Annotated in this window: 15 protein-coding genes and 1 pseudogene; 8 read left to right on the forward strand and 8 right to left on the reverse strand. The window is 41.6% G+C overall.

The window, feature by feature from the left end:
* The 3 genes and pseudogenes from AYJ08_RS10690 to AYJ08_RS10700 all read left to right on the forward strand — a co-directional run.
* Positions 1–211 (forward strand): annotated as a pseudogene (locus AYJ08_RS10690) (ABC transporter ATP-binding protein); the annotation flags it as partial.
* Entirely contained in the window at positions 208–1,398 is a 1,191-nt protein-coding gene (locus tag AYJ08_RS10695; RefSeq protein WP_064017709.1) for an ABC transporter permease, read from the forward strand. The pseudogene AYJ08_RS10690 and the gene AYJ08_RS10695, both read left to right, overlap by 4 nt.
* 202 nt (positions 1,399–1,600) lie before the next feature.
* Entirely contained in the window at positions 1,601–2,029 is a 429-nt protein-coding gene (locus AYJ08_RS10700; protein ID WP_064017710.1) for a hypothetical protein, read from the forward strand.
* 69 nt (positions 2,030–2,098) lie between these two features.
* Here the strand turns inward: AYJ08_RS10700 and AYJ08_RS23515 are convergent, their stop codons facing one another.
* Together AYJ08_RS23515 and AYJ08_RS10705 are read right to left on the reverse strand one after the other, a co-directional pair.
* Positions 2,099–2,254 (reverse strand): hypothetical protein, encoded by a 156-nt coding sequence (locus AYJ08_RS23515; protein ID WP_156037929.1) that lies wholly within the window; start codon positions 2,252–2,254, stop codon positions 2,099–2,101.
* The gene (locus AYJ08_RS10705) at positions 2,251–2,529 is read right to left on the reverse strand and encodes a DUF3886 domain-containing protein (RefSeq protein WP_064017711.1); all 279 of its coding nucleotides are present in this window, start codon (positions 2,527–2,529) and stop codon (positions 2,251–2,253) included. The genes AYJ08_RS23515 and AYJ08_RS10705 overlap by 4 nt, the downstream gene beginning before the upstream one ends.
* A gap of 89 nt (positions 2,530–2,618) precedes the next feature.
* Between AYJ08_RS10705 and sspK the strand changes: the two genes are divergently transcribed.
* The 4 genes from sspK (at position 2,619) to AYJ08_RS10725 (ending at position 4,855) form a co-directional block, all read left to right on the forward strand.
* The gene (gene sspK / locus AYJ08_RS10710; protein ID WP_064017712.1) at positions 2,619–2,750 is read left to right on the forward strand and encodes a small acid-soluble spore protein K; all 132 of its coding nucleotides are present in this window, start codon (positions 2,619–2,621) and stop codon (positions 2,748–2,750) included.
* A gap of 45 nt (positions 2,751–2,795) precedes the next feature.
* Positions 2,796–3,149: a DUF3905 domain-containing protein gene (locus AYJ08_RS10715; RefSeq protein WP_064017713.1), complete on the forward strand. Its 354-nt coding sequence runs from the start codon at positions 2,796–2,798 to the stop codon at positions 3,147–3,149.
* 95 nt (positions 3,150–3,244) lie between these two features.
* Positions 3,245–3,544 carry an iron-sulfur cluster biosynthesis family protein gene (locus AYJ08_RS10720; protein WP_003335504.1) on the forward strand — a complete coding sequence of 100 codons (300 nt, stop codon included), beginning with the start codon at positions 3,245–3,247 and terminating at the stop codon, positions 3,542–3,544.
* A gap of 66 nt (positions 3,545–3,610) precedes the next feature.
* A complete protein-coding gene (locus tag AYJ08_RS10725) occupies positions 3,611–4,855 on the forward strand; it encodes a site-2 protease family protein (RefSeq protein ID WP_064017714.1) in 1,245 nt (414 codons plus the stop codon).
* 88 nt (positions 4,856–4,943) lie between these two features.
* Here the strand turns inward: AYJ08_RS10725 and AYJ08_RS10730 are convergent, their stop codons facing one another.
* Positions 4,944–5,174, reverse strand: a complete 231-nt coding sequence (locus tag AYJ08_RS10730) for a DUF1450 domain-containing protein (protein WP_003344989.1) — start codon at positions 5,172–5,174, stop codon at positions 4,944–4,946.
* A gap of 47 nt (positions 5,175–5,221) precedes the next feature.
* A complete protein-coding gene (locus tag AYJ08_RS10735) occupies positions 5,222–6,733 on the reverse strand; it encodes an aminotransferase-like domain-containing protein (protein WP_197490625.1) in 1,512 nt (503 codons plus the stop codon).
* Positions 6,734–6,879: 146 nt separating this feature from the next.
* On the opposite strand from AYJ08_RS10735, the gene AYJ08_RS10740 reads away from it, so the two are divergent.
* Positions 6,880–7,473, forward strand: coding sequence for a LysE/ArgO family amino acid transporter (locus AYJ08_RS10740; RefSeq protein WP_064017715.1), 594 nt, complete (start codon positions 6,880–6,882; stop codon positions 7,471–7,473).
* Here AYJ08_RS10740 and AYJ08_RS23520 read toward each other — a convergent pair.
* The 4 genes from AYJ08_RS23520 to AYJ08_RS10755 all read right to left on the reverse strand — a co-directional run bounded on the left by AYJ08_RS23520 (position 7,470) and on the right by AYJ08_RS10755 (position 11,785).
* Entirely contained in the window at positions 7,470–7,643 is a 174-nt protein-coding gene (locus AYJ08_RS23520) for a hypothetical protein (RefSeq protein WP_157452849.1), read from the reverse strand. The two genes, AYJ08_RS10740 and AYJ08_RS23520, sit on opposite strands and share 4 nt — an antisense overlap.
* Positions 7,644–7,882: 239 nt before the next feature.
* Positions 7,883–8,671 carry a flagellar motor protein MotB gene (gene motB / locus AYJ08_RS10745; protein ID WP_031411927.1) on the reverse strand — a complete coding sequence of 263 codons (789 nt, stop codon included), beginning with the start codon at positions 8,669–8,671 and terminating at the stop codon, positions 7,883–7,885.
* Entirely contained in the window at positions 8,664–9,467 is an 804-nt protein-coding gene (gene motA, locus AYJ08_RS10750) for a flagellar motor stator protein MotA (RefSeq protein WP_031411928.1), read from the reverse strand. The genes motB and motA overlap by 8 nt, the downstream gene beginning before the upstream one ends.
* Positions 9,468–9,676: 209 nt before the next feature.
* Positions 9,677–11,785: an exo-beta-N-acetylmuramidase NamZ domain-containing protein gene (locus AYJ08_RS10755; protein ID WP_064017716.1), complete on the reverse strand. Its 2,109-nt coding sequence runs from the start codon at positions 11,783–11,785 to the stop codon at positions 9,677–9,679.
* Positions 11,786–12,142 lie beyond the last annotated feature (357 nt).

Genomic DNA, 12,142 nt, shown 5'->3' on the forward strand with positions numbered 1-12,142 from the left:
CCTAGATAGCCGCTCTACCACAGAGGTTATGGCCATTTTCCAAGAATTGCACGCACAGGGAGTTACCATTATTCTTGTTACGCATGAATTGGATACCGCCCAGCACGCAGAACGTATTGTTGTCTTTAAAGATGGTGTCATTATTAAGGATGAAAAAGTAAAAGAACGACTCTTTGCTGTCGCAGATGAAAACGAGGTGTTCGCTACATGAACCTCATCGAAAGCTTTCGCATTGCTATAGACGGTATTTGGTCCAATAAACTGCGTTCCATTTTAACCATGCTAGGAATTATTATCGGCATCGCTTCCGTCATTGCCATTATGACAATGGGTAAGGGCGGAAAATCCATGATGACAAGTCAGTTTGGCAATGTAACTGATGCTAAGTTTACCGCGATGGTAAGCTGGGAGACCGAAGAAGCTGTCAAGGATGATGATTTGACCATCGATGATGCTGTTACTCTGGAAAGAATTAATCCTTACATTAAAAATGTTATGGCTCAAATCTACGGTGGCGGAACCATCAAGGATAAGAAAAAGGATATCAGTGCTCAAATATATGGGACAACGGGTAACTTTTTAGAGGTAAATTCGAGCTATAAGATGGAGAAGGGTCGTTTCTACACCAGAGATGACGATAAAGAACAGCGAGATGTTGTGGTATTAGACAAGGGCTTAGCAGATAAATTGTTTCCTCAGGGAAATGCCGTAGGAAATCGGATTTACATGTCAGATGCCTCCTTTGTGGTCATTGGGGTTCTAAAAAATGATATGCAGGGCTTTATGGGCGGCGGCATGCAGGATCTGGTGTACATGCCGGCACGAACCTATCTTAACCATAATGAAAAAGCAACGGTAAACATGTTCCATATTCAAGCCAAATCAAATGCTACGATTCAAGCTGGGATGGACTTTACCAAGCAATATCTAAATCGTGTACATAAGCACAAAGATCATTACATGGTAAAAAACAGCGCCGATGATCTAAAAGAGATCACGAAGATGCTTGACATGCTTACGATGGTTTTCTCGGTTATCGCCGGAATTTCTCTTTTAGTGGGCGGTATCGGAGTAATGAACATCATGCTTGTCTCCGTAACGGAGCGCACACGCGAAATCGGGATTCGAAAAGCGCTAGGTGCCAAAAAACGGGATATCTTGACTCAATTTTTGATCGAATCGATTATTGTCTGCTTAATTGGTGGCGGTGTAGGAGTCGCTCTTGGTCTTGGGCTTGCTTCGATTATTATCTCATTTGCAGGCATGCCTCCTGTTACATCCTGGGAAAGTATACTGATCGCATTTGGCTTCTCTAGTGCAATCGGGATCTTCTTTGGAATCTATCCGGCAAACAAAGCAGCCAAGCTTGATCCAATTGAAGCATTGCGTTACGAATAATCGGAAGAGAAAGTACGAAATAAACTACTTAACAGGCTGGATCCCTTCAGGTTTCAGCCTGTTTTTTTATATAAATTGACAGATTATTTTAATTTTTATAAAACCCCTTTACAAATTGGATAAATTAACTAAAATGAAAAATGTATAGATATTTATACTGACCAGTCAAACCAAAAAGAGAGACATGAAAAGAGGGACTACCATGAAAAAAGCTATGTTGACTCTAGGAGTAGCTGCCGTAGGATCATTACTGATGGTAAGCTCTGCATTTGCTGCAGAAGCAAATTATTTGTTCAAACTACCTGCTAACACAGCTCAGACCGTAGCTGATCCTGTAGTGGACAAATCGATCGAAAAGTATTTTCCAGCAATTCTGCCGACTGCTCAACAACAAAGCAACGTAACGGATTCAAGCTTCAGCAAGTTTTTCCCTGCTATGTTACCTGTAGCACCTCAAGCCGATCAGCCAGCAGCAAATACTATTCAAAAGTTCTTTCCAGCTATGTTGCCAACACAAGAAGTAGCCCCGGCATCTGGAAATGAAGCCATGAAAAAATTCTATCCAAACGTACTTCCAGAGACGACACAAGAAGCACCACCACAAAAACCAAGCCATATTATTTTTGGCTAATGCGAATATAAATGAAAAATGAAAAGGCCCACTGAATTTGCGGGCCTTTTTTCTTTATTAAAACAAATGCTATTTATGATTATCTTCTGCCCGCATTTTTCGAGCATTTAGTCTATCTACTATAGAGCGTCCTCGTTCACGTATCGATTCTTCCCGCACCTTTAGGATATTTTTTTTCATCATCCCATTTTTAGAGGTGTCTGGTCGTCGGTCTTCTGGTTTCAAGAGTACTTACTGCCTCCTTTTTTTTCGTAATCCGCTAAAAGCTCACCGAAGCTTTTATTTTTCTCTCGTTCCTCTAATTCTTTGCGGCGTTGTTCCGCTTCTGCGCGTGCCTGCTTTTCTTTTCCTTCCTTCAATTCTTTTTCCATTTGCTTTAACTTACTTAAAGCATTTTCGCCTAGCAAATCCTTTAAGCTATTTCCTGATTTATCCGAAGCCAAAGCATCCTGTGCTGGTTTCGTTTGATTTTGTGTGCGATTCCCACGTTTTTTTGCCATAGTGACTACCAACCTTTCCAACTTTATCTCTCATTTATTGTACCACTTTAGGTCATACTACAAGCGAGAAAATCATTGGAGGGATTCACATGGTGCGAAACAAATCAAAGGACTTTGGAAAAACCGCAGATACACAAGGTCCAAAATCACGATCCGAGGCTGTGCGCTCTGATGGTTCAATTAATGCTGAGCCCCAAGAACGGATGAAAGAAAACCGCTAATCCTGAGTTGCAATGCACAATACGTTGTCATAAAGGAGGTTTTTTATGAAAAGCAAGCCTCCAGGAGATAGGAATCCACTTGCTGTTGATCAAACACTGCCGCATCAAATCAATGCGCCTGACTTTAAGCAGGCACACATTAGCATGCAGGCTCCCTTTGTTAACCAATACGGGATTACGATTGGGGATAGCGCCTATAATTCCGCCGATTCTCCGATAAACAATTGGTCTCGCGATGTGGACCCTGCTATCATGGCAGGTCCAGAATGGGTACATCCCACCAATGACATTGGCTGGAATACCCGTGAAAACCGTGAGCTACTGGAAAAACAACAGCTTCGGAAGAAAAAGGACATGTTTACCCATTTGGATAAAGACGTAAGCTATCACACCGATTAGATAAAAGCCAGCATCTACTCCTAACAGGGAAAGGTGCTGGTTTTTTATGCTACAATAACAAAAGCAACTGGAATGACAGAAAGGAAACGATCTCAATGAAACTTCAATTAACAATAACGCCTGAATTTTCAAAGGCATATCAGAAATATGCTGGGTTTATCCCTGGTGAAACCATTCGTCTGTATGTTAGAACCTCTGGACCAGGTACTGGGGGGTTGTTTTATGCTGTAGAAAAGGATCAGCTTCAATCCGATGATGCCCTCTATGAAGTAGCGGGTCTGCGCTTCGTGATTCGCCCCAGTGATTTTTGGTATTTTGATGGAGGTACCTTATCATACGATGAGCAGTTAGGAGAATACGGCTTTATGTTTACGAATCCGGGTTTGCAGCCTTAGGAAACCATTCTGTATGTTGAATCGTATTAGTAAAGAAACCACGTATTTTCAGGAGGAATTCAAATCATGTCCGCCAAATCCAAAAATGCAAACCGCTCGATTTTAGTAGCGATTGGGCTGTTTTTACTGACAAAGTTTAAATTTATTTTTCTCTTTTTGAAAGGATTTAAATTTACAGGAACCATTATCAGCATGGGATTTGCTCTTTATTTTTATGCTCTTGCATTTGGATGGAAATTTGCAGTCGCCCTTATCTACTTGATTTTTATTCATGAATTAGGACACGTAATTGCCGCGCGGATCAAAGGGATTAATACGGGCTTACCCATGTTTATTCCTTTTGTTGGAGCCTTCATTAATTTAAAAGAAATGCCGCGCGATGCGAAAACAGAAGCTTTTCTAGCCTATGGGGGGCCACTCGCCGGATTACTCTCGTTTTTGCCCGCCATCCCACTATATATCTATACAGAAGACCCATTCTGGGCATTAGTCATTCATTTGGGAGCGATTCTTAACCTATTTAATTTACTTCCGGTTTCTCCACTTGATGGAGGCCGTATCGTAGGAGTTTTGTCCCCTAATATTTGGTTTTTAGGTTTACTTATTTTAGGAGCTTTTATCTTCTTTTCACCAAGTCCTATGATCGTGCTGATTTTCATCTTTGGTATGTTTTCATGGTGGTCGCATCTTACCAGCGATTACAGACATAAACAGCTTCAATATGAACGTGATAAATGGGAGCAGCTTCATCAGGAACTTTCGCGTTGGATCGTTGAGCCTCCTACATCGCAGGAAAGATATGATCTACAACGTTTATACCTGCAAGCGCAACAAGCTCAGCCAAAAAAGCCCTTTACTTTTCCTTTGTTTCAGGAAGAGAAAAAATTGGCTTACAAGAAGCTCCAGCTTGATCGCCAGTTTATCATGAAGCGCTGGGAGTTATTGGTCGCTCACGAGCAAGAGCAATATCGGAATGCGTGGAATCAATATTCCGATACTACTGCATCAGCTACAGAGGCTCAGGCCGTTTCTGAATACACTCCACATGCTGAGGATCACATTCCCAAAACAGAGCAGGATACGTCCCAAGCTGAGCAGGGAATTTTACAACACACCATTTCCAGTACGGAATTAAAGCTAGCTGACATGAATAAAGAACTGGAACGCCATACTGGTTACTATGAAGCAAGCGCTGCTACTCGTTGGAAGGTGTTACTTGCTTATCTAGTGCTAGCCGGACTGTTAGCCGCTTTTTACTTCTATTCTGATCAAATGTTATTAGAATTGAGACAGATAATGAAAACAGCATAGCTTGTAGAAAAAAAGACAAAATCACCGCTTGCTTGTAAGCAGAGATTTTGTCTTTTTGTTTGGAGAATGACCGAGAACAGCAATCGGTCTATTGTTTCCTTTTAATGTGCGGTTGCATTTTTTTTACTAGTTCTTCTTCATTATTCCCAATAAACCAACGTCCATTTGCATAAATAAAAGCTCGCTTTAAGCAATGACCGCACATATTTTGACAGCCGATTTCTACCTTCGCATCCGGAACCATCTCTTTTAACCGTTCCGCGAATTCTTCGGCGTTGTATCCTTTGCACTCATCACAGATGCGTAGATCATTTGACATTCTACATGTTCCTTTCTACAGACGAAAGCCCAGTGTATCAGTAATCACTATAGCTGTTTTTTGTAATTGTCGCAACATCCTCGTGGGCATTCCACCAAGTTCCTGACGATTTGAGCCAACTGCTTCATCCCGAATTCCAATTGTTCATAGCTAGCATACGAGTAAGAGAGCCGTAAATGGGTATCATCCAGAGGATCATATAGATTACCTGGGTTTAATAGGATGGATTGCTGCTGGGCTCTTTTAAACAAGGAGCGCATGGATATCTTCTCATGTAAAAAGCGAAGCCAGATATAAAACCCCCCTGCTGGAATAGACCAGGTAGCTAGATCGTTAAAATATCGTTCGAGTAAAGCTAGCATAAAATCTCTTCTAGCTCGAAGCTGCTCTCTCACAAAAAGTAAATGCTGCTCATACAATCCGCTTGCCAGCCACTCATACACAGTCCATTGTGAGAGGGAGCTGGCTCCATAATCCGTCTGCATCTTTAAGTCAGCCAAACGGTCTATCACTGTTTCTGGTGCCACCAGCCATCCGATGCGCAAACCGGGGCTGATCGTTTTAGACATACTGCCTAAATACAGTACGGTCCCTTTTTGGTCTAGCGCTTTAATCGGCAAAGGCGGCTCTTCATCCAACCACAAATCCGAATACACATCGTCTTCTATTAAAGCGATGCGCTCTTTTTGGCACAGCTTGAGCAACTTCTCTCTGCCACTCTCACTTAATACCTTACCAGTTGGATTTTGAAAAGTAGGAATCGTATACAGCATCTGTGCCGTCTGCTGCTGGATACCTGCTAGTAGAGCCGGCTGGAATATTCCTTGTGCATCCAGTTCAATCCCTTTCATTCGGATACCCGTAGATGGTAGTAGATTTAATGAATATAAATATGAGGGCTTTTCCATCAACATGGTTGCTCCAGGGTTCATCAAGCCTAAAGAAATTAATTGTAGCCCCTGTAAAGCCCCTGAGACGATCAAAATACATGAGGGTGATACATTTATACCCTTTTTTTCTAAATGCCTGCTGACCTCCCTGCGGAGCTCGTACAGCCCTTTGGGTTCTTCATAGCCAAGGGAAGGGATTTTTTCGGCCACCTGAGCTAGCACCTGTTTCATGTTGGCATGAGGATATAGATCGCTAGATGGCTCTCCCGTTCCTAAGCGTATCATGTTCGGTACGAATTCTAGCCGATTAATCTCTTGAATGGTAGGAAGGTTAGGATGAAACATGCCAGCATTCACATAGCTAGGCCAGTGAAGGGTAGTAAATGGATCTGGCTGTTGCACGACTATCGTGCCGCTTCCACTTTTCCCCTGAATTAAGCCCTCCGCAGTCAATTCCTGAACCGCTGCAACCACTGTACTGCGATTCACTTTAAAGGTAAGAGCTAGCGTACGCTCCGGCGGAATTTTATAACCCACTGGCCATTCACCAGCACTAATTTTTTCACGTATATACGACGCAATTTGGCGATAAAGAGGGATCGGGTCATCCCGTTTCGGCCTCCATTCTCCCAAGCCTATTAACATACTTGGTTTCCTTTTTTTCTTCACATGCTTCCTCCCTGCGTTCAAGTAGATATCTAAACTTGGTTGGGTGATTAACCAACCAATTGGATGCAGACAGTAGAAATTCCTCCAGGTAAGATACAAATAAAGAAAAAGAGGTGATCATTACGGTACTCGCTTGGTTACATGGCATGGTGCTAGCATTTGGACTAATCTTACCGTTAGGCGTACAAAACATCTTTATTTTTAATCAAGGAGCCGCCCATAAGAAGTTTACCCGAGCCCTACCTTCGATTATTACAGCTAGTATTTGCGATACGATTCTGACCTTACTCGCAGTTTTGGGAGTATCAATGCTATTGTGGAAAATTGTATGGTTAAAAACGGCTTTAGTAGTAGTGGGAGCTTGCTTCTTGCTATACTTGGGGTATATGACTTGGAGATCAACGACCAACGCGGCGAACGTGACTATCCATGCTTCTTTTACGTGGCGAAAGCAGGTCATGTTCGCAGCATCTGTCTCACTTTTAAATCCGCATGCCATTATGGATACGATTGGTGTAATTGGAACCAGTTCAACAGCCTATACTGGTCATGAGAAAGTGGCCTTTACGGTGGCATGTATACTTATTTCGTGGATGTGGTTCTTATCTCTAGCGTGGGCAGGTAGAATGCTAGGCAAAGTAGATAACACGGGTCGAATCATGCTTGTTATTAATAAACTGGCAGCTATTCTTATCTGGCTGGCCTCTGCCTATCTCATTTACTCCGGGCTCTCTAGCTAGTGCAGTGCAGCAAATAGAAGAGAGATCAATAGCTGCAACGAGCTTATTAAGTAGAATAGAAACAGGGCTTCTTTTGCAAATGTACTCTTCTTATCATGGCGTATCTGACAGAGATGATAAATCATGCCAATTATGAATAAAATGAGTAGCAACCACCAAATACTGTTCATAACGCCTCCCCTATCAGTGGAACCATATTCACTACATCATTGAATGATAAACTCTTCATGTTTTATAGAATAGCAGAAGATTGCTATCCGTATTCATAAAATTCCATAAAAGGTTATTCAAAAAGGTTTAGGGATACAAGTTTTTTTACCCACCTAGCTTTGCATCACATGATCAAACAAAAAAGGCCGTCATAAAACGGCCTTTTTTTAACAAACTCATATTTCATTCCGATATGAGCTTATTTTGTTATTTGACTGTTTTTTTCAAAATTACGCAGAATCGCCACTTCTACACGACGGTTCGTTGCGCGACCGTCATTCGTCTTATTGGAAGCTACTGGCTGGAATTCACCAAATGCACGTGCGCTAAACTTACTTGGATCTAGCTTTTTGTTTTCCAATAGGATGGTCATAAAATTCATAGCACGCGCAGAACTGAGATGCCAGTTAGATTCGAATCGACTGTTTCTGATTGGTACATTATCCGTGTGACCAGACACTGTTACTCGTCTTCCATCTGGTTCCAGCAGCTTAGAAATCTCGAACGCCAAATTCCTTGCTTCCGGTTTCACCTTTGCACTGCCTGATGCAAAAAGGGCGTTGTCCATAATTGTAATTAGCAATCCTTCATCGGTGACCTTCGTGTGCAATTTGCCTGTTAGATTATTCTCTTTCAAATAACTATCCAACTGTTTTTTTAGTTGGTCAAGCTTCTCTGTTTCCTGCAGATATTTCATTTGTTGTTCATACTTGGTCTTGTCTACAATCTGCTCATTTCCCCCAGGCTTCATAAGGGATTGCTCTTCTGAGTTGATTGGCTCAACCGGTGAAGGAAAATCTAGTACACTGACTCCACCATTCAGAGCTACATTAAACGATGCAGCTAATTGGCTAAACTTCTTAGCATCTACGGAACTAGCCGCAAACAATACGATAAAGAGGGCTAATAGCAAGGTTAGCAAATCCGAATAAGGAATGAGCCATGTCTCATCAATATGCTCTTCATGCTTCTTTTTGCGTTTAGCCATTAACGCCGACTCCCTCCTCGCTAGATCCCTCTTTCACTGCTTGGCGTTCAACAACCGGGATGTAAACCAGTAGTTTTTGCTCGATAGCAGTCGGAGAAACCCCCGCCTGAATGGATAGTAATCCTTCAATCATAATACGTTTTACTTCAACTTCTCGTTGTGATTTACGTTTTAATTTGTTAGCAAAGGGATGCCATATAACGTAACCTGTGAAAATACCTAGCAAGGTTGCTACGAAGGCAGCCGCGATAGAGTGTCCTAATGCCTCTACGTCAGCAAGATTCCCCAAAGCCGCGATCAAACCAATAACCGCCCCTAGAACCCCTAGCGTTGGAGCATATGTACCTGCTTGGGTAAAGATAAGCGCACCGCTATGATGACGCTCTTCCATAGCACTGATTTCTTCATCAAGTACATCGCGAACAAATTCAGGCTCTCCACCATCAATAATCATCTTCATGCCATTGCGTAAAAACGGGTCCTGAATCTCATCAGCTGTATTTTCCAAAGCTAGCAACCCTTCACGTCTGGCAATACCTGCCCACGTCATGAATTGGCTTATCAGTTCACGCTTATCAGGCTCCTGTTGATTGGTAAAAAGGACTTTCATGATTTTGGGAATCCTTTTTACTTCTACCATAGGGAAGCCTACAAAAATAGTAGCAACCGTTCCAGCAATAATGATTAGAAAAGCAGCAGGGTTAACTAGAGAACTAATACTGGCTCCCTTTAAGACCATCCCAACAAAGACAGCCACAAACCCAAGAATAATTCCTATTACAGAAGACTTATCCATCAAGACACTCCCTATTCCCCGAAAATAATATCCCTATTTCTTATTTCGGTAAACAAGCCGGCAAGTATGAGTATAACTTGTTAGATAACCACATTTTTCCGTTATAAAATAAATTCATGTTCACGTTTCAGCCGTTTTTTTCCTTTTTAAAGATAGAAAAACCCTAGGGATGTTTCCACCACATCAATCCTAGGGTTTTTTCGGATGGTTTATTTTAAAAATTGAACGGTCTTACTTGTTGGTTGTAGAGCTTCGAATGTAAATCCTTGCTTCTTCAAATCTGCAATGACCTGTGGCAAAGCTTTCAATGTGCTTTCTTTTGCCTTGGTATCATGCATAAGGATAACCACCTCATGTTTGTTTGCACTGCCATTCTTCACATTTCTGATGACTTCTTGAGGGGTATAGCTATTCGATCTAGCATCACCGGAGCTAACATTCCAATCAAAGTAGGTATATCCTTGATTTTTCGCTTCTTTCACAATATCATTCATGACCCATTTGTTGGCTCCATAGATTGTGGTATCTTGCGCTTTCTTACTAACACCATTATTACTGCCGCCAGGGAAACGAATCATGCTTGGTTTTTCACCTGTGATTTTTTGGATTTCTGCTTCGGATTGTTTTAGATCAGTAAAGAATGCTTGCGGATTTTTATAAATTTTATTGTAATCATGGGAATGCGTATGGTTACCAATCGTATGTCCTTCTGCTAGCATTCTGCGCAAAATCGCTTCATTCCCTTTAACATTGCGCCCTAAAACAAAGAATGTTGCCTTAATATTGTGTTGCTTCAAAACATCCAGAATTTGGACCGTAACATTAGATGGTCCATCATCAAAGGTAAGATGTGCTACCTTTTGAGAGGATACCGGTTTCGTTGTTGTCGTGTCCGGTTTTTGTCCTGATGTTGTTGGATTTGGTTTTGTTTCTGTACCTGGTACTGGTGTCGTTACATCAGGTTTTGGGGTTGGCTTTGTCACCGGTTTCGTTGTGCTCGGTTCTGGTTTTGACTCTGGTTTTGGCTTTGGTTCTGGTGTTGGTTCTGGACTCGTTGTATCCGGTTTTGGTTCCACTGTTGCCTTTTTGCCTGAATCCACAATTGCTCCCATATACTCCTTGCCAATATCCTCGTAAATTAAATAAGGCAAGCGTTCCATTTTAAAGGAATTAACCATTGGGGCATACAATGCTTCGAGTTCTTCTGGAGATGCCTTACGCGCTAAAGCTTTTCGAAGTTCACTGCTTCCCATTATTTTGTCAAATTGATCTGAATTGAACCGTTTATCTTGATTTTTCATAACAGATGGGGTTAGTTGGTTCGAGTATGCCAAGACATACATCCCTGTGCGTACCGGATTAAAAGCATGGTAATCGATAATTTGCAAACGAACACCACCAGCAAACCCTTTCGTCTCAGGAACAAACACAACCCCCGGCAAATCTGCATCATTTAACATCTTAGCTAGCTGGTTAGCTTGGATCCCCTCTGCGCCTACCCATTTAAAGTTATCACTATGCTGTAAGCCGATTCCCTCTCCAAGCCCTGTTGCTAGATAACCAAAGACAGAAGCTAGGTTAGGAACCTGCGGAGAGCTTTTCACCCATGTAAGACCTGTATCCTGAAAAATCATCCCTCTTGCATAGTAATCCATGGGGATAATGGTAAGATGAACACCAATTTTTCTATTAAAAAACTGTGCTAGCTCCCCTATCGTCATTCCATGTGCCAATGGTAGCTCGTCCACACCAACAAAACTTAGATAAGGAGGCGTTAGGACTGGACCATCCACAATTTTTCCACCTAACGGATTAGGACGATCCAGAACGATTAGCGGCTTTTTATGTTCACGAGCCGCTTCCATCACATCATGTAAAGTGGATATATACGTGTAGCTTCTCGCTCCGATGTCTTGCAAATCAAATACCAAAACATCAACATTTTTTAGCATATTGGCGGTTGGTTTTCTAGTTTTACCATATAAACTGTAGACGGCAATATTCCAATCTTTATGTATATAAGATTCCACATAGGCACCAGCCCGAGCCTGCCCGTCAATTCCATGCTCTGGACCATATAGAGCCGCTAAGGTGGCATTATGATATTTGGCCAGAACATCTATGATGCTTTGTCCCTGACTATTCATTCCTGTTTGGTTGGTAACCAACCCAATCCTTTTCCCATCAATAAGATGATGATATTTCGTGATTAGGACATCATCACCTAGCCTGATACTCGGTGGATTCGCATAGGAATTTCGATCTGAGACGAACATCAGCATAATCAGACACGTGAGAAAAAGTATACCTTTGCGCATAATTTATAAATTCCTTCCTACGAAATAATTGCGAAATATATAAATAAACTTCTATATAAATGAGACTCTCTTTTTAACAAATAGTTTCATCTAGTATGAAAAAATAAGTCGATTGATGTAAAACTTGGGTAAAACGTATTATTTTGCTGAAAAATCTAATCAAAAACTAGTAACAAACGACTGATTTTGACATCATCATTCAGCCGTTTTTTGCTAGTTACAGTCCAACAAAGCAGCAAACGATCATTAAAACAATAATGGCAAATCTTTCATAACGCTCCTCTAACATTGAGAACACTCCTTTTTGGAATAAACCAGTTTTTTTAGGTAACGACAACAGTGTTTCCCTTGGTAAAA

Source organism: Brevibacillus sp. SKDU10, from assembly GCF_001645205.1.
GTDB lineage: Bacteria > Bacillota > Bacilli > Brevibacillales > Brevibacillaceae > Brevibacillus_B > Brevibacillus_B halotolerans.